Annotated in this window: 17 protein-coding genes; 2 read left to right on the top strand and 15 right to left on the bottom strand. The window is 65.6% G+C overall.

Going from position 1 to position 17,655, the window contains the following annotated elements:
- Window positions 1-281 precede the first annotated feature (281 nt).
- The gene (gene rpsT / locus E4P29_RS04285) at window positions 282-542 is read left to right on the top strand and encodes a 30S ribosomal protein S20 (RefSeq protein WP_027497522.1); all 261 of its coding nucleotides are present in this window, start codon (window positions 282-284) and stop codon (window positions 540-542) included.
- Between the two features lie 75 nt (window positions 543-617).
- Here rpsT and holA read toward each other — a convergent pair whose 3' ends face one another.
- From holA to E4P29_RS04230, 11 genes are all read right to left on the bottom strand, one after another.
- Window positions 618-1,595 (bottom strand): DNA polymerase III subunit delta, encoded by a 978-nt coding sequence (gene holA, locus E4P29_RS04280; RefSeq protein ID WP_179273972.1) that lies wholly within the window; start codon window positions 1,593-1,595, stop codon window positions 618-620.
- Window positions 1,596-1,645: 50 nt separating this feature from the next.
- Window positions 1,646-3,223 carry a ComEC/Rec2 family competence protein gene (locus E4P29_RS04275; protein WP_135042723.1) on the bottom strand — a complete coding sequence of 526 codons (1,578 nt, stop codon included), beginning with the start codon at window positions 3,221-3,223 and terminating at the stop codon, window positions 1,646-1,648.
- Between the two features lie 5 nt (window positions 3,224-3,228).
- Entirely contained in the window at window positions 3,229-4,185 is a 957-nt protein-coding gene (locus E4P29_RS04270) for a ComEA family DNA-binding protein (protein ID WP_135042241.1), read from the bottom strand.
- A 107-nt stretch (window positions 4,186-4,292) separates the two neighbouring features.
- The gene (locus tag E4P29_RS04265; protein WP_135042239.1) at window positions 4,293-5,141 is read right to left on the bottom strand and encodes a DegV family protein; all 849 of its coding nucleotides are present in this window, start codon (window positions 5,139-5,141) and stop codon (window positions 4,293-4,295) included.
- Window positions 5,138-5,890, bottom strand: coding sequence for a diglucosylglycerate octanoyltransferase (gene octT / locus E4P29_RS04260; protein WP_135042237.1), 753 nt, complete (start codon window positions 5,888-5,890; stop codon window positions 5,138-5,140). Before octT ends, E4P29_RS04265 begins: the two co-directional genes overlap by 4 nt.
- Complete coding sequence (locus E4P29_RS04255) at window positions 5,877-6,530, bottom strand: histidine phosphatase family protein (RefSeq protein ID WP_027497528.1); 654 nt, start codon at window positions 6,528-6,530, stop codon at window positions 5,877-5,879. Before E4P29_RS04255 ends, octT begins: the two co-directional genes overlap by 14 nt.
- Window positions 6,527-6,916, bottom strand: coding sequence for a ribosome silencing factor (gene rsfS / locus E4P29_RS04250; protein WP_135042235.1), 390 nt, complete (start codon window positions 6,914-6,916; stop codon window positions 6,527-6,529). Before rsfS ends, E4P29_RS04255 begins: the two co-directional genes overlap by 4 nt.
- Window positions 6,913-7,737: a nicotinate-nucleotide adenylyltransferase gene (gene nadD / locus E4P29_RS04245; RefSeq protein ID WP_280634519.1), complete on the bottom strand. Its 825-nt coding sequence runs from the start codon at window positions 7,735-7,737 to the stop codon at window positions 6,913-6,915. The genes rsfS and nadD overlap by 4 nt, the downstream gene beginning before the upstream one ends.
- A complete protein-coding gene (locus tag E4P29_RS04240; RefSeq protein ID WP_135042233.1) occupies window positions 7,734-9,149 on the bottom strand; it encodes a VWA domain-containing protein in 1,416 nt (471 codons plus the stop codon). The genes nadD and E4P29_RS04240 overlap by 4 nt, the downstream gene beginning before the upstream one ends.
- A 1-nt stretch (window position 9,150) precedes the next feature.
- Window positions 9,151-10,032: a MoxR family ATPase gene (locus E4P29_RS04235; RefSeq protein ID WP_027497532.1), complete on the bottom strand. Its 882-nt coding sequence runs from the start codon at window positions 10,030-10,032 to the stop codon at window positions 9,151-9,153.
- A gap of 51 nt (window positions 10,033-10,083) precedes the next feature.
- Window positions 10,084-11,364 carry a glutamate-5-semialdehyde dehydrogenase gene (locus E4P29_RS04230; RefSeq protein ID WP_135042231.1) on the bottom strand — a complete coding sequence of 427 codons (1,281 nt, stop codon included), beginning with the start codon at window positions 11,362-11,364 and terminating at the stop codon, window positions 10,084-10,086.
- A 114-nt stretch (window positions 11,365-11,478) separates the two neighbouring features.
- Here E4P29_RS04230 and E4P29_RS04225 point away from each other — a divergent pair, with 114 nt between their 5' ends.
- Window positions 11,479-12,597 (top strand): NADH:flavin oxidoreductase/NADH oxidase, encoded by a 1,119-nt coding sequence (locus E4P29_RS04225; RefSeq protein WP_167735372.1) that lies wholly within the window; start codon window positions 11,479-11,481, stop codon window positions 12,595-12,597.
- Between the two features lie 20 nt (window positions 12,598-12,617).
- Here the strand turns inward: E4P29_RS04225 and E4P29_RS04220 are convergent, their stop codons facing one another.
- The 4 genes from E4P29_RS04220 to E4P29_RS04205 form a co-directional block, all read right to left on the bottom strand.
- Complete coding sequence (locus tag E4P29_RS04220; protein WP_135042229.1) at window positions 12,618-13,574, bottom strand: D-2-hydroxyacid dehydrogenase; 957 nt, start codon at window positions 13,572-13,574, stop codon at window positions 12,618-12,620.
- Window positions 13,574-15,004 carry an MFS transporter gene (locus tag E4P29_RS04215; RefSeq protein ID WP_135042227.1) on the bottom strand — a complete coding sequence of 477 codons (1,431 nt, stop codon included), beginning with the start codon at window positions 15,002-15,004 and terminating at the stop codon, window positions 13,574-13,576. The genes E4P29_RS04220 and E4P29_RS04215 overlap by 1 nt, the downstream gene beginning before the upstream one ends.
- 111 nt (window positions 15,005-15,115) lie before the next feature.
- The gene (locus E4P29_RS04210; protein WP_135042225.1) at window positions 15,116-16,312 is read right to left on the bottom strand and encodes a M20 family metallopeptidase; all 1,197 of its coding nucleotides are present in this window, start codon (window positions 16,310-16,312) and stop codon (window positions 15,116-15,118) included.
- Window positions 16,309-17,655 carry a PLP-dependent aminotransferase family protein gene (locus E4P29_RS04205; protein WP_245154156.1) on the bottom strand — a complete coding sequence of 449 codons (1,347 nt, stop codon included), beginning with the start codon at window positions 17,653-17,655 and terminating at the stop codon, window positions 16,309-16,311. The genes E4P29_RS04210 and E4P29_RS04205 overlap by 4 nt, the downstream gene beginning before the upstream one ends.

The following is a 17,655-nucleotide window of genomic DNA, read 5'->3' as shown; positions in this document are numbered from 1 at the left end:
GATCCGCTGACTTCGTTCTGGTCGCTTTGGCCTTGGAGGCGGCATGCGTTGCCGATCGCGGACTCATGCTGCCAATGTTGCTACAGAGACAGGAGTTAGGCGCGGTAGAAGCGTTAAATTCTTGAAACGGCTGTGGAGGGCGACGCCGGATTGGGTTCTGCCGTCCTGTGCTGGTATTCTCGATCTTCGGCGCAGGGCTCAACGCTCAGCAGCAGACTTCGGGCATTCCAGCATGGATCGCCCTGACCGGAATACCGACGAAGACGACAAGGATTTTACGCGTGGCCAATATCAAGTCCCAGAAGAAGCGGATTCTCACCAACGAGCGTGCACGTCTGCGCAACCAGTCGGTGAAGTCCTCCCTTCGCACCGTCATCCGCTCGTTCCGCGAGGCACAGGCTGCGGGCGACAAGGACAAGGCTTCCGAGATTCTCCTCGATGCCGGCCGCAAGCTCGACAAGGCCGCCAGCAAGGGCGTCATCCACAAGAACCAGGCCGCCAACAAGAAGTCGGCACTGGCTCTCGCAGTCAACAAGCTCTGATCTCGTACTGAGCTCGATCGAGCCCGCTGCATCCGACAAGGACGCAGCGGGCTTTGTCGTGCGCCGGGCACCCCGCTAGCGGTCACCCAACGAGGCGACCTCGGCGACAGCTCGCTCCACCGCGTAGTCCGCGTCCGCTGCTTGACCTTTGACGTCAGCGTTCAGTTGCGCCACCACGCGTAGGGCCTGCGCTATCGAGCGGCCGTTCCACCCGCGCGCTTGGCCCTGCGCCTTCTTGATCTTCCAGGGCGGCATTCCCAGTTCGCCTGCCATCCGGAACGGGTCACCGCGACCGGCCGAGCCGACGAGCGCGATGGTGCGCACGGCATCGGCGAGCGCATCCGCGAGGAGAACGTGGGCCACTCCCCGGTGCATCGCCCACCGCAAGGCTTCGAGAGCGCCGGCTCGATCACCGATGACGGCCTTGTCCGCGACGTCGAATCCCGATACCTCCGCCTTGCCCGAGTAGTACCGACGCACGGCGGCCAGATCGACTTTGCCTCCGGTATCGGAGACCAACTGCGAACACGCCGAGGCCAATTCGCGGAGTTCGTTACCGACGGACTCGACGACAGCCTCGATCACCTCGCCGCTGACGCGGACGTCCGCCGCGCGAAACTCGCCTCGAACGAAATCGATCCGCTCGGCCGGTTTGGTGAGCTTGACGCATTCGTGGACCTGAGCCCCGCATTTCTGGAGGGCACCGACCATCGCTTTGGCGCGGCCGCCGCCGGAATGCATGACCACCACGACGGCACCCTCGGGTGGATCGGTAGCCGCGTCGAGCACCAGAGCGACTGCATCCTTACCGGCCTCGGCCGCCGCCTCGAGTACGACGACACGGTCCTCGGCGAACAGCGACGGACTCAGCAGTTCGGCGAGCTCGGGAGCACTTGCGTCACCGGTCCGCAGCCGGGTCACCGGGAGGTCCTCCCCCGGGATCGCCGCATTCGCACGCACCTGCGTCACGATCGCGGCCACCGCACGATCCATCAATAGTTCCTCGTCGCCGAGTACCAGATGCAGAGGAGCCACACTCGAAGTCACGACCATGATCGTGCCATGCGCCGCCGACACCACGGACATCCGCTTCGGACCGTCACTCACCACACGACGTGGGCCGTCCACAGCGCCAGAAGTGCAATCGCGAGCGAGGCCGACACCCAGCGGAACAACGCCCATCGCAGCGCGCCCAGGAGCACGACAGTGCCGACGATCGCCGCCGCGACTCCACGGACACCCTCCGGAACGACGACCGATGCTGCCGGCACCGACGCGGCACGCTCGGCCACCGTGATCAACCACCACAACGGTGCCGACGCCAGTTGCACCGTCATTTCGGCGAGCGAGGTACTGACCACAGCCAACACAGCCGTCACGATGCCCACCACGGTGATGGGGGCGACGACCGGCGCGACCAGTACGTTCGCAACCACACCCACCACGCTGAACGTTCCCGCCATTGCCGCCACCACGGGTGCCGTCACCACGTGGGCCGCCGCGGCGACCGCCACCACCTCCGCAGCTGCCCGGGGCCATCCTCGGGCCCGCAGCCAGTCCACCCAGATCGGTGCCACCAGCACCAGCCCCGCGGTGGCGAACACCGACAGCACGAATCCGACGTCCACGGCCAGCCGCGGCCACCACCCGAGTAGTACCAACACCGCGCCGCACAAGGCCGGGACCGCTTGCTTCCGTCTGCCGGTGACCAAGGCCAGCAAACCGATCGACCCCATCACCGCGGCGCGCAACACGCTCGGGGACGGTCGGGCCACGACGACGAAGGCGATCAGAACGACGAAGGCAATCGTGACGGTGGCGCGAGGCCCTATCCCTATGCCGCGCAACACCAACAGCACGGCACCGATCAGGATCGAGAAGTTCGCACCCGACACCGCCGTCAGATGCGTCAAGCCCGCGGCTCGGAAGTTCTCGACTACCTGCTCATCCAATCGTGAGACATCGCCCACGACGAGGCCCGGCAGTAGACCTGCCCGGTCCGACGGGAGCGAATTCTGCGCCACGTCTGCCAGATTCGAGCGAAACGAGCCCGCCGCCGACGAGACCGGTCCGGGCTCACCTACTGCCACCGGCGGACCGGTCGTTCGGATGACGGCCACGGTCATATCGGACCTGGTGGGTACCCCGAGCCGGCCCCGGACCGTGATCTGCTGGCCCGGAAGCAGTGCCGACCATGTCGACTCCGGTGCCACGATCGATACCCGGCCGCCGACGTAGAGCGCCTCGCCACCGACATCGACGCGGGTCATCTCCGCCTGCAACATCACCGTCGGCGGCCCGGGCGCGGGCAGACGTCGCGGGTCTTCTTCGATGTCGACCACTGCCGTGATCCATGCCCGATTCTGCGCGGCCGCAGCCACTGGATGCTCCGCCACCGAGCGCATCTGGAGCCAGATCGCACCGCCGAAACACAACGCCACGACGATCACCGCGGCCGCCCCGGACCACACGTGTCTCGCGGTGTCCGCTCGACCCTTCGAGATCCTCTGCAGCACAACGGCTCCCAGCACCACGATCGCGCACGTCACCACCGTGGCCTTCACCGCCGCGCTCGGACCGGCGAGAATACCGGTCGCAGTGATCGACCAGGATGCCGCTGCCGCCGGAATCAGGCGGATGTCGAAAGGAACTGGTTCCTCGGAGTCCGTCGACGACGGCACCCCGGTCACGAGACTCGGACCAGGTCGCGAATCTTGGTGAGCCGGCCCGGGCCGATACCGTCGACCTCGGCGAGCTGATCGACCGATACGAAGCGGCCGTTCGTGTCGCGCCAGCTCACGATCGACGTTGCCGTCACCGGTCCCACACCGGGCAGCGCGTCCAATTCTGCGACCGTGGCCGTATTGAGGTCCACTGCTCCGCCGGCGGCAGGGCCCGCCTGGTCCGTCGTCGAACCGGCAACTCCGCCTGGCCCTGCACCCTGACCCGATGTGGTGCCGCTGACCGGAGGGGCCGCCGGAGCCGGTACTAGCCCCACGACGATCTGATCGCCGTCCGACACCCGAGCTGCCATGTTCAGCGCCAACAGATCGGCACCCTCCACAGCCCCTCCCGCTGCGGCCAGGGCGTCGGCGATGCGCGAGCCCGGTTGCAGCCGAACGAGACCGGGATGCGCGACGAGTCCGACGACACTGACGACAAGTTCTGTTTCGGCGACCGGTGCCGTGCCGGCCGTTCTGTCCGGCGGCCGGCTCGACGATCCGGATTCGGACAACGCCGAGTCCGGCGCGCGGGCATCGGCGGCGTCGGTGGAGACCACCGCCAGAGGTGGTGCGGGCGCAGGCGTCGGCGCATCTCGAAACACCGCGAAGCCGGCGACGAGGACCACGAACACACCCGCCGCCGCCAACGCCTTCACACCGGGTCGGCCGGGATCCACCCGCGCGAATCGCCACCGCTGCGGTAGCAACGACGACCATGGTGATTCGGGACGCTGCGCGGCAGGAAGCAGCCACTCCGGATCGGGACGCACGACGCCGTCCTGTGGTTGCCCGATCGGCGGCTCGCCCTGGGGGTCATCGAATTCGTCGACTCGGCGCGGCTCGGCGCGCGCGGAATCACTCTGCCTCCGCACGGAATTCAATCGTGCCACCGTGTGTGCCCGATCGTCGTCGCCGCCCATGTCTCAGGATGCTAGCGCCTTCCGGACGGACCCGACCGGGGCGAACCGTGGTCGCGAACTGCCCTGTGCACAACCGAGAGTCTGTGGATGACGCGGCTCGATACGCCCTACCGATGACCGGGAGCGACGACTACGCCGACGGCACCGGGACCGACGTGTGCACCGAGCACCGCACCGAACGGCAGCACGTCGACGCTGGTCAGGTCCGGGATACGCGCCATCAGCAGGGCTGAGACGTCCTCGGCTCGCTCGGCGCACTGCATATGATGCACCGCCACGACAACCCCGGATTGCGTACCGATGTCGGCTGCCGCGGCAGCTGCCGCGTCCACCAGCTTGCTCAGTGCCTTCGAGGAGGTTCGCGTCTTCTCACGCAACACCAGCGCACCATCGCTGATGTGCAGCACCGGCTTCATCGCCAGGGCCGTACCGAGCAGGGCTGCGGCAGTGCCGATACGGCCGCCGCGGCGCAGGTGATCCAATCGATCGACGACGATGAAACATCTCGACGACGCAGACCTGCGAACAGCATCGTCGTAGACCTCGTCGAGTCCGGCTCCACCCGCTGCGGCATACGCTGCTGCCAGCGCCGGGTAGCCCAATCCCATTCCGGCAGAACCGGAATCGACAACCTTCACCAACGATCCGATCTGCTCGGCGGCCTGCCGCGCAGCCTCCCAGGTGCTCGACAGGCCCCGGGAGATGTGCAGTGCGACGACGCCCGCCCCGCGACTGCGTTCGAGAGCTGCGGCATAGACCTCGGTCAGCTCGCCCGGAGACGCCCCCGCGGTCGTCACCGGCTTTCCGTCGGTCGATTGTTCGGGAATCTCGTCGATTCCCTCACGATGGTCGACGCCGTCCACCAACACATGCAGCGGTGCCACCGTGATACCGCACTCGGCGGCTACGGACGCGGGCAGGCAGGACGACGAGTCGGTGACGACGGCGACGGTCATGAGTGCCGGATCGCTGCCGCCGCTGCCACCGGTCGCAACACCGTCAGCATTGCGTCGGCCACGGCCACATGTGCGTCCCACCCCCAGTGGATTCCGTCGGGGTTGGCGTTCTCGGACTCGATGTTCGGACGAACTGCCTCCGCGAGATCGACCATGGGAACACTATTTTCGTCGCTCCAAGCACGCAGCGCTCGTACCGCGGGCTCGCGCCCCGAATGCACCCGCCCGTAGGCGTCGCACCGATGCACCGACGGATAGGTACCGACGACGGGCAATTCCGGCCGCACGTAGGCCAATGCGGCGCGGGTCTGCTCGAGGTAGTCGACACTCAGTCGCGGCGGAAGCGCCACCGGCCAACCGAGATGCGACAGAACCGGCTGCACCGCTTGATAACCCGCGCGAACGACCCGCCGAAGTGCGGGCGGACGGATGTAGCGGATCTGCTCACGCAACGCGGTCGGTAGCGGCGACGGCAACGAGTCCATGCCGCCGATTCCGAGTACGACGGCACCGGCCCGCGGTATCACCGCCCACACTCGCGGATCCTGGGTCAGAGCCCACCACGCATCGCGGCTCGTCCAGCCGATGCGGGCTACCAGCTCGATATTCCAATCCAGCTCTGCAGCAACGATATTGGGCCACAGTCGAGGATCGTCGACCGGCAGCCCGCCCTCGGGTCCGTAATAGCTCAGCGAGTCCGCCAGCACGAGCAGCACGGGGCGCGCGGCGGCCTCCTCAGAGGACGTCACTGGCCACCCGCGCCGAGGCGTTCCAGACGTCGAGCCGCCAGGACGGGTTGTCGCCGGGTCCGTGCGCACCGAGCTGTACCCAGCTGGTGTTGGCGAGGCCGCCGAGCACCGGCCAGCGATCGGTCGGCAGTGCGAGCAACGCTGCGGTCAGGGCAGCGATCAACCCTCCGTGCGCCACGAGCACCAGTGGTCGCTGGTCGCCGTCGGCACCCCACTCGGGGACGCCGCCGAGAAGCTCACGCACCAGCGGCACGCTGCGGTTCGCAACGTCGATGCGACTTTCCCCACCGGGCGGGGCGACGGTTGCGTCGGCACGCCAGGCCGGACGCGCACCGGGGGCGATGTCGTCCACTTCGGTGTGGGTGAGTCCCTGCCAGTCGCCGAGATGTGTCTCCCGCAGCCGCTCGTCCGTGGACACCGGGACTCCAGCCGCGTCCCCGAGAGCTTCCGCAGTGTCGAGAGCGCGCTTGAGATCGGACGAGACGATGCGGATGGGCGCGCGGACAGCCAATTCGGCCGCAGCCGTCTTCGCCTGACTGCGGCCCAGCTCGGACAGATCGGTATCGAGCTGGCCCTGCATACGGTCGGTGGCGTTGTAGTCAGTCTGACCGTGGCGAAGCAGGATGAGCCGTCGGATCATTGCTCCGGTTCCGGTGCCGGACGCTGACCGAGGCCCGGAACCTCGATCGTCGGGCAGTCCTTCCACAGCCGCTCGAGCGCGTAGAAGTTGCGCTCTTCGTTGTGCTGGACGTGCACCACGATGTCGGAGTAGTCCAACAGAGCCCAGCGGCCCTCTCGGGTGCCCTCGCGCCGGACCGGCTTGTGTCCGGCCTCACGAAGCTGATCTTCGATGTTCTCCACGATCGAGTTGACCTGACGCTCGTTGGGCGCGGAGGCGATCACGAAGCAATCGGTGATGTAGAGCTGGTCGGAGACGTCGAGGATCACCACGTCGCTGGCCAGTTTGTCGTCGGCTGCGAGCGCGGCGATACGCGCCATCTCGGCGGCTTCGGCTGTTGCAGTCACTTCGGTGTACTCCCACTCGTATGGCTCGGGTCGGCGGTCACTGCGCTGGTGACCGACCCGGCCGGTTGCTTCTTCTGTGGCGCCGGTTCCGACATGGTGACGGATCCGTCGAGGCGCTGCGCGCCTCGGGGTCGATAGAGGTTCCTCTTCGAGATGTATTGCACGACGCCGTCCGGCACGAGGTACCAAACCGGCCGATTCTCACCTGCGCGACGTCGGCAGTCCGTCGACGATATCGCGAGTGCCGGGATTTCCATCAATGTGAGAGTGTCCGCGGGCAAGGACCGTAGATGGTTGGCCAGATGATCGACGCCGAGCTCGAAGCCCGGCCGTGTCACTCCGACGAACTTCGCGAGCTCGAAGAGCTCCTCCCAGTTCTGCCACGTCAGGATGGACTCGAGCGCATCAGCACCGGTGATGAAGTACAACTCGGCATCGGGGTGCTGCGAGCGAAGATCCCTCAGGGTGTCGACGGTGTAGGTCGACTTCTCCCGGTCGACGTCGACCCGACTCACCGAGAACCGAGGATTCGACGCGGTGGCGATGACCGTCATCAAGTAGCGATCCTCGGCCGGGCTGACCGACCGGCCCTCCTTCTGCCACGGGGTCCCGGTGGGAACGAAGATGACCTCGTCCAGACCGAACGTGGCCGCCACCTCACTGGCAGCCACGAGGTGACCGTGATGAATGGGGTCGAAGGTGCCACCCATGACCCCCAACCGGAGAGTCGGCGTGGTGTTCGTGTCCTCACCGGGGCCGGATTCGTGCTGCACAACCGACGATTCTACGTCCGTGGCAGCGACGCCGGTTACACGCCTCATACCGGCAACAGTCGTGAGACCACCGTCGCGAGCTGCTGGGCCGACCGACACTCGTGCATCGCAATCACGTCCGCATACACCTTGGCCGCCGAATCACCGGATCCCCACTGAGATTTGGGCTCTGGGTTGAGCCAGTACGCGTGCTTGGCCACCGAGACGATTCGGGCCAACGCCGGCAGCTTCGGTTCGCGATAGTTGGTGCGGGCATCGCCCAGAACGAGAACCGAACTGCGGCTGGTGATGACCTGCGCGTACTTCTCGTCGAACGTCGTCAGAGCATGCCCGTAATCCGAATGACCGTCGTACGTCACCAGGTCCGCCTCCCGCACGATCCGGCTCATAGCGGCCCCGAGGTCTGCCCCGGAATCGAAGAACCGAGTCACCTCGTCGGTGGAGTCGACGAACGCAAAAATTCGTACCCGGGAGAACTGTTCACGAAGAGCGTGCACCAGCAGCAGAGTGAAGTTGCTGAATCCGGCCACCGACCCCGAGACATCGCACAGCACAACCAGTTCCGGCCGGGCCCGACGTGGCTTGCGCTCCACCAGATCGATGGGAATACCGCCGGTCGACATGGATTTGCGCAGCGTGCGTCGCAGATCGATGGAGCCGTGCCTGCTTCGACTGCGGCGCACCGCAAGTCGCGAGGCCAGCAACCGCGCCAGCGGTGCGACGTTACGTCGCAATGCAGCCATCTCCGTGTCCGAGGCACGCAGGAAATCGACTTCCTCCGCCAGTTTCGGCACACCGTAGCTCGCTACCCGGTCGCGGCCCAGTTTCTCGGCCGACCGTCGCCTCGTCTCGCTCTCGACCATCTTACGTAAGTCGGCAATACGTTGCGCTGCAGTACGTTTGGCCACCTCGGACTCGTAGTCGTCGGTGGGCCGATCCGGCGTATCGTCACTTCGGCCCAGCAGGCCGTCGAGGATCTTGCGGAGCAGCGTGTCGGGAGCGACATCACGCAACGCCTGATAGGCCGAGAACGACGGCCCGTTCGAAGACTTGTACTGACCGAGCTCCTCGACCATCTGAGCCGCCAGCATCTGGGTCAGTTCGGCAGCCTCCGCCGAATCGTCCGAGAGCAGTTCGACGATCAGTTCACGCAACGCATCGATGTCGACCTCGCCCGTGTCGGTGCGCGGCAGCGCGGTGTCGATCCGACCCGAATCCCTGGCCCCCGACGCCACCGGAAACCACAGGTCGAACAACGCGTCGAATACCCCGCGATGCGTCGGACGTCTCAGCAGCGCACAGGCCAGCCCCTCGCGGACCGCTTCTCGATCCAACAGATCCAACACCGACAGCACGCGTCCGGCATCGACGGTCTCCGACGGCCCCACCGAGATCCCACGCTTGCGTAACGCCTCGACGAAGCCGACGAGATGCCCGGGAATTCCGTGTGGGGCGAGCATGTCAGTTCAGCCGCAGTTCAGCGGCGGCGCGCACCTGATCGGACTGATGCTTGAGCACCACTCCCAGCGTCGACCGGACCGCGTCGTCGTCGAGAGTGTCCATGCCGAGGGCCAGAAGTGTGCGACCCCAGTCGATCGTCTCGGCCACCGACGGCAACTTCTTGAGCTGCATCCCCCGGAGTACGCGGACGGTCTTGATCATCTGCTCCGCGATCGCCTCGGGCAGTTCGGGAACGCGGCTGGCCAGGATTCGACGCTCGAGGTCCGCGTCGGGGAAGTCGAGGTGCAGGAACAGGCAGCGGCGCTTGAGGGCTTCCGACAGTTCGCGCGTGGCATTGGAGGTCAACACGACGAACGGGGTGCGCTCCGCCGTGATCGTGCCCAGCTCGGGAATGGTGATCGCGAAGTCGCTGAGCACCTCGAGCAGCAACCCCTCGATCTCGACATCTGCCTTGTCGGTCTCGTCGATCAGGAGCACGGTCGGCTCGGTTCGGCGAATGGCCTGCAGCAGAGGCCGAGCCAGCAGAAACTCCTCGGAGAACACGTCGAGCTTCGTCGAGTCCCAGTCGGCACTCGAGCCGGACTGGATACGCAGGATCTGTTTGGCGTGGTTCCACTCGTACAGTGCTCTCGCCTCGTCGACTCCCTCGTAGCACTGCAGTCGCACCAGTTCGGCTCCGGTCGACTGCGCAACAGCGCGCGCCAACTCGGTCTTGCCGACTCCGGCGGGACCCTCGATCAACAACGGCTTGCCGAGGCGATCGGCGAGAAAAACCGATGTGGCCGTGGCCTTGTCGGCCAGATACCCCGTCTCGGCCAGACGTGCCTGAACATCGTTCACGCTCGCGAACAACGGTGGTGTCGTCGGTAGGGCACGGTCCACGTCACAACTCCTGAAAGATCGGGTCTTGCGGGTCGAGTGGCTGTCGGCCGGTCAGACGGGTCTGACGTGCCCGTCGCCCCACACCGTCCATTTGGTCGAGGTCAGCTCGGGCAGGCCCATGGGGCCGCGGGCGTGCAGCTTCTGGGTGGAGATGCCGATCTCTGCACCGAAGCCGAACTGCTCGCCGTCGGTGAACGCGGTGGAGGCGTTGACCATCACGGCAGCCGCGTCGACTCGTCGGGTGAATTCGCGCGCAGCACCGATGTCCGACGCGACGATCGCCTCGGTATGGCCGGTGCCGTATCGGTCGATGTGGTCGATTGCCTCGTCGATGCCGTCGACCACCTTCAGCGCGATGTCGAGCGAGAGGTATTCCTGCGACCAATCGTCGTCGCCTGCGGGAACCAACCCCGGTAGATCACCGTGCACCGTGACGCTGTGCATCTGGAACGCCTGCAACAACCTCGGCACCATGGTCTCGGCGATCGCGGCATCGACCAGCACCGTTTCGGCGGCGTTGCACACGCTCACCCGGCGGGTCTTGGCGTTGAGCACGATCTTCTCGGCCGTCTCCGCGTCGGCGGAGGAATGCAGATAGACGTGGCAGTTTCCCACCCCGGTCTCGATGGTGGGAACCGTGGCATCACGCACGACCGCGGCGATCAGACCCGCTCCGCCACGCGGGATCACGACGTCGACCAGCCCGCGGGCCTGAATGAGGTGGGTGACCGTCGACCGGTCGGCACTACCGAGCAGTTGTACCGCCGATTCCGGCAGCCCGCGGCTCGTGAGCGCACCCTGCAACGCCTCGACCAGGGCTGCGTTCGACTGCGCCGCGGACGAGGATCCCCGCAGCAGCACTGCGTTCCCGGATTTGAACGCCAGACCGAACGCGTCGACGGTCACGTTGGGGCGCGCCTCGTAGACCATGCCCACGACGCCCAGCGGAACCCGCATCTGCCTGATCTCGAGCCCGTTGGGGAGCGTCGATCCGCGGATGACCTCGCCGATCGGATCGGGTAGGCCTGCCACCTGCCGCAGCCCGGCGGCAATGCCGTCGATGCGCGGTGCAGTGAGCCGCAGCCGATCGAGCAGGCCCTCGTCCGTTCCCGCAGCGCGGGCGATCTCGATGTCGGCGGCGTTGGCTGCGAGTACCGGCTCCGCTGCGGCCAGCACGGCGTCGGCCGCGGCATGCAGCAGCGAATCCTTCTCCGCAGTGGTCAGCAACGCCAGTGCACGTGAGGCGACGCGGGCTCGCCGAGCAGCCGAGTGCACGTTCTCGCGCTCGTCGGCAGAGGACGGCACCGAAGCGGCCGAGACGGAAGCAGTCATGCACTACACACTAATAGGGCCAGGGAATGAAGCTGCATCTCCACGTCGTTGCAGGACAGCGTGGACATAGCCGACGTCACCGACGTCGAGATCGACAGACCGGAGGAACCACCTGTGAGTGCCCTGTTCGAACCCCTGACATTGCGCGAGGTCACCTTCCCCAACCGGGTATGGATGGCACCGATGTGCCAGTACTCGGCCGACGAGACGGGCGCGAACGTCGGCGTCGCGGGTGCCTGGCATCGCACCCACCTGGTGAGCCGCGCGATCGGCGGAGCCGGTCTGATCATCACCGAGGCCACAGCGGTCAGCCCCGAGGGCCGAATCAGCCCGTCGGACCTGGGCATCTGGAACGACACACAGGCCGACGCACTGGCCGAGATCGTCACCGAGATCTCGTCCTTCGGTACCGTCCCGGGCATCCAGCTGGCGCATGCGGGCCGCAAGGGCTCGACGGAGGCTCCCTGGCTCGGTGGCACGTCGCTGCCCGCCGAGGACCCCCGGAGCTGGGAGACCGTGGGCCCGAGCGCCGTACCGTTCGGTCGTTACGCGACACCACGGGAGGCGACGGCCGACGACATCGCGAAGATCGTCGACGATTTTCGTAACGCTGCGCGGCGCGCACTGAAGGCCGGCTTCCAGGTAGCCGAGATACACGGCGCACATGGATACCTCCTGCACCAATTCCTGTCGCCTGCCAGCAACACCCGCACCGACGCCTACGGCGGCGACTTCGCTGGACGGACTCGCCTGCTGATCGAGGTGGTCGACGCGGTACGTGAGGTGTGGCCGGCCGAGCTTCCGGTGTTCGTCCGTCTGTCGGCGACGGACTGGCTCGACGAGCCCGAGAAGTCCGAGGCTGCAGCCGACTTGGAAGCTCCGAGTTGGACTTCTGATCAGACTGTCGCGCTGGCGCAGATACTCACCGAGCACGGCGTGGATCTCGTCGATACGTCCACCGGCGGGAACGTACGCGCCGAGATCCCGGTCGAACCCGGTTACCAGGTGCCGTTCGCACGGCGTATCCAGAACGAGACCACGATGCCGGCCGCAGCGGTGGGGATGATCACCGAACCGAAACAGGCCGAGGACATCGTTTCGCTAGGCGAAGCGACTGCGGTGCTCCTCGCCCGTGAGCTGCTGCGCGATCCGTACTGGCCACGGCGCGCGGCCCGCGAACTCGGAGTGGAGATGACACCGGCAGTGGCACCGCAGTACGAGCGGGCCTACTGACAGTCACATCACAAGACCGGTCACACCACGAAACCGAGCCTCTTGTCGACGACATTGCGCAGCTGTTCGCCGCGGAAGTATCGCTGCGCGTTGTCGACGAAGACGTCGGCCAGACGATTCTTCCACCCCGACGCGTCCCCGCTCATGTGCGGAGTGACGACCACGTTGTCGGCCGCCCACAACGGGTGCTCGGCCGGGAGCGGCTCGGTCTCGAAGACGTCGAGCGCAGCCCCGGCGAGGTGTCCCGAATCGAGATGTGTGAGCAATGCATCGGTGTCGAGCAGCTCGCCGCGACCGACGTTGATCACCCTCGATCCGGGACGCATCGCGGCCAATACCGCGTCGTCGACGAGGCCCCTGGTCTGCTCGGTCAACGGTGCGACGAGTACCAGATAGTCGGCCGCACCGACCACTGTCGACAACTCGTCGCTCGCATGTACCGTCCCGAAATCCGGGTCGCCCTCGCGGGCTGTTCGGCCGACTCCGGAGACGGACATGCCCACTGCCGTCAACAAAGTGGCGATGGCTCGTCCGATTGCGCCCGTGCCCACGACGATCGCATGGGCACCATCGATGCGTTCGGTCTCGCGATGCTGCCACATCTTCGAATGCTGCAGTGTGCGTGAACGTTCGGAGTCCTTCGCGAACGCCAGAATTTGGGCCAGCACGAACTCGGCGATCGGCCGGTCGAACACTCCACGCGAATTGGTCACGACCACATCGGATTCCACCAGTTCGTCGAACAACAACGAGTCCACTCCGGCAGCGGCGATATGGATCCACTTCAGCGAACCGCAACGCGGCCAAGCGGATTCGACTGCGGGCGAGAAAAAATCCCACAGCAGCAGTGCGTCGGCACCGTCGACGGCCTCGGTGAGCGTGTCGGCGGTGGCGTATCTGATGTCGGCGACCTCCGCGACGGACTCGAGTCCGTCGGGAAGGTCGCCGGCATGCAGAACGGCCAGGACCGGACGCACTACTTGGACTTGTATCCGACGAGCTCGACGCCGGACGCAGCGACCTCGTCGTCGTTGTCACCGGGGCACTGGGTGCCGCGCAACGACCGGCCCGCGGTTTCGGGCATCAGCAGGATCGGAACGAACGCGATGGCAGCTGCGATCATCATGTACCAACCCGGGATCAGGTTGGAACCCGTTCGGTCGATCAGGAACGTCAGAATCAGCGGTGCCGTGCCACCGAAGAGCGCCGTCGAGACGTTGTATCCGATGGCGAACGCTCCGTAGCGCACCTGAGTGGGAAACAGTGCGGGCAGCGTCGACGACACGCAGGAGCACATGATGACCAGCAACACGCCGAGACCGAGCAGGCCGATGCTCTGGCCGATCAGTCCGGTGTTGATGATCAACAGAAACAGCGGGACGCTGAACACGAAGTACCCCACGCAGGCGACCAGCAGCAACGGCTTTCGGCCCACCCGGTCGGACAAGGCACCGATCGGGTTGATGATCAACATCATGATGATCATGATGGCCACGAGAGTGAAGTTGGACTGAGTCGTGCTGTGCCCCAACGTGTCGCTGAGGTACGAGGGCAAGAACGTGAGCACCGTGTAGTACGCGATGTTGAGCAGCAGCACGAATCCCATCAGAATCACGATCCGCTGCCAGTACGTCAAGGTGGCCTTCAGGGAGGTGACTGCTCCGCCTGCACCCTCTTCGACCGTGCCGCCGTCTTCCTTGGCCTCGGCGAACACCGGAGAATCTTCGAGCCGGGTCCGCAGCCACAGCGCGACGATGCCCAACGGGAGCGTCACCAGGAAGGGGATTCGCCAGCCCCAGGCCTCCATGGTCTCGTCTCCGAGCCCGACGTTGAGCAGGGTGCACAGGGTGGCACCGCCCACCGTGCCTGCGAGGGTGCCGAATTCGAGGAACGACCCGAAGAATCCGCGGCGCTTGTCGGGCGCGTACTCGGCCATGAACACTGCTGCGCCGCCGTACTCACCGCCGGTGGAGAAGCCCTGCACCAGTCGGCAGACGAGCAGCAGCAACGGTGCTGCAATGCCAATGGTGTCGAACGTCGGCAGCACGCCGATCGCCGCCGTGGCCAACGTCATCATCGAGACGGTCAGGACGAGGACCTTCTGACGACCGATGCGGTCGCCGAGCGGGCCGAGCACGATGCCGCCGATGGGGCGAATGATGAACGACGCCGCCAGCACGGCGAACGTGGAGAGCAGGCTCGCTCCCCCGTCGTCCGACGGAAAGAAATTGGCGGCGATGTAGACGGCGAGGTAGCCGTACACCGCGTAGTCGAACCATTCCACGGCATTGCCCAGTGCGGACCCGCCGATCGCGCGGTGGAGAATTTTGGTTTCGTTCGCGCTGAGTGTGTCGGTACTCGGCGGATATCCGGTCGGCGAAGCTGCCGACCCTGAAGTTTCGGTCACGGTCCAATACCTCTCGCTTTATGACAACGTGGAGCGTCGGTTTGGTACTTCGCAGCGTCCGACTTTACGTCGACGCCGGACGCACGTCTCGAACAACCCCCTCTTGGAAAACTAAAGACCAGGTGGCGCAGCGATTCTGGTGGCGATCAACGCGTACGCCTTTGCGCTGTCGGTCAATTGCTGCACGGCGACGGACTCGTCCGGCCGGTGCGCCTGCTTTTCGATCTCCCCGGGACCGAGCACGACGGTGCTGATACCCATCTGCTGTGCCACGAAACCACCATCGCACGAAGCCGTCCAGATGTCAGTGAAACCGGCAGATCCGATGTCGCGAACCGATTGCATTGCAGTGGTGACCAATCCATCGTCCGCAGCAGTCAGAAAGCCCGGCATTTCCATCGACACCTCGAGATGTACCTCGATTCCCGAACCGATGATGCCTGCCGCGTCGATCCGCGAACGGAGGTCGTCCACCACCTGTTCGGCGCGCTCACCGGGTAGCAGCCGACGGTCGACCGTGAGCACGCACCGGTCGGCAACCATCGACGTACCGGCACCTCCCGTCACGGTGCCCACGTTCCAGGTAGCGGGACCGAGTTCGGCGTGTGGATGCTCGTCCAATTCGACCTGCCAGTCCTCGATGACGGCGACGATGCGGGCGGCGGCGGATATCGCATTGGCACCGTTGCGCGGCTGACCTGCATGTGCCGAACGCCCGCGCACGTCGATCTCGATATTCGCGGCTCCTCGGCAACCGATGATGGTCACCAGGTCCGTCGGCTCGGCCACCACGCAACACTGGAAGCGACGGGGTCCCGGGTCGGCCACGAATGCTCGAATACCCAAGCCCGTGTCTTCCTCGTCCACCAGACACGCCAACGTCATCGGGAAGCGATCTGCAAGACCGGCACGTTTCACCGCATCCATCGCGGCCACCACTGCGGCCACTCCCCCCTTCATGTCGCATGCTCCCCGTCCGACCATGCGCCCCTCTCGCACAACCGCGGTGAACGGATCCGTCGTCCAGCCGGTGCCCGCCGGAACGACGTCGGAATGGCCGACGAACAGGATCCCGGGGGTGTCATCGGGTCCGATCGAGGCGATCACATTGGGTCTGCCGGGAGCGACCTCGACCGTGCGAACATCGAATCCCAATGCGCGACAACGCTCCTCGAGCACTTTCGCGCACTTCTCTTCTGTGTCTCCCGGGTTTTCACCGCCGGCCTCGATCAGCGCGGCTGTGAGAGAAACGATCTCGGCCTCGTCGATGGTGCCGAGCAGAGACTCCTGGGCAGTCGGAACGGTCATCGCGTGGGGTCGGAGGCGAGCAGATGCTTCGATTTTTCCACCGCGACGGCCAATCGCCTGATCCCTTCCTCGATGCGCTCGGGTGTCGACGAGGCAAAGCACAGCCGTAGCGAATCGTGAAACTTGCCGCCCACCGACAACGCCGGTCCGGGAATGTAGGCAACCCCTTCGGCCAGTGCTGTTTCGAACAGGTCCTGCGTCGAGAAATCGTGGTCGTTTCCGCGCAACGTCGCCCACAGAAAGAATCCCCCGTCGGGATCCGTGGTGGACATCGCGTCACCGAAGTGTGCCGCAATGCTGTTCTGCATCGCGATCTTTCGAGGTAGGTACACCGCAGCCAGCGACCGCAGGTGCTCCTCGAGCAGCCCGCGCCTGATGTACTCGGCCACCATCCTCTGTGCCGGAAGATTCGTACAGGTGTCCATCGCCTGCTTGGCGTTGACGATCAACCGACGCGCTTCGGGGGCCGCGTCCACCCACCCCACGCGCAGACCGGGAGCGATCATCTTCGAGAAGGTCCGCACCGAGAAGATCAGCGGATCGTTCGGACTGAGAGCCCCGAAACTCGGGATCGGATCCCCCGAGAAACGCAGCAGTCCATAGGGATCGTCGTCGAGAATCACCGAGCCCCATCGGTGTGCCAACTCGATCAACAACAGTCGACGCTCGAGCGACAGCGTGACCCCGGACGGATTCTGAAAGTTGGGAATCACGTAGATCATTTTCGGTAGACGCCCGGCTCGCTCGACGAGTTCGGGTAACGCCTCGACGATCAGACCGTCACTGTCCATCGGTGCCTCGAGAATGTCGCCGCCGTAGCTCAGCACGGTGGCCGTTCCGTTGGTGTACGTGGGACTTTCGACGATCACCAAATCGCCGGGATCGACGAACAGCTTGCAGGCGATGTCGAGTCCCTGCATGCCGCCCGAGGTGATGACGACCCGATCCTCCGACGTGGGTTCGCCGACGGACTCGAGGTACGCCAACAACGCGTCGAGCAGACCCGGATCACCCTCGGTGGCACCGTAATCGAAGGCGTCCGCAGTGAGCACACTGCCGGCGATCTCGGTGAACGCCGCGGCCGGAACCGTCTCGGCTGCAGGAGATCCCATCGCGAACCTGACGATGTCGTGTTTCTGGGCAGCGAGAAGCGATGTCGACGAGTCGATCACCGATCCCACCAGTTGGTCGGTGCGCAGGGCCCAGGGAATGGCAGGAGTGGAGCCTGCGGAACGACCCGAAATAGCAGGAGTGGAGCCTGCGGAACGACCCTTCTGGTCAGGAGTGGAGCCTGCGGAACGACCCTTTTGGTCAGGAGTGGAGCCTGCGGTGGAGGTGGTCAT

It is taken from the genome of Rhodococcus sp. 1R11 (assembly GCF_004563845.1).
In the GTDB taxonomy this organism is placed as follows: Bacteria; Actinomycetota; Actinomycetes; order Mycobacteriales; family Mycobacteriaceae; genus Rhodococcoides.
The sequence above is the reverse complement of the archived record's forward strand: the minus strand, read 5'-3'. Positions and strand labels throughout refer to the sequence as shown.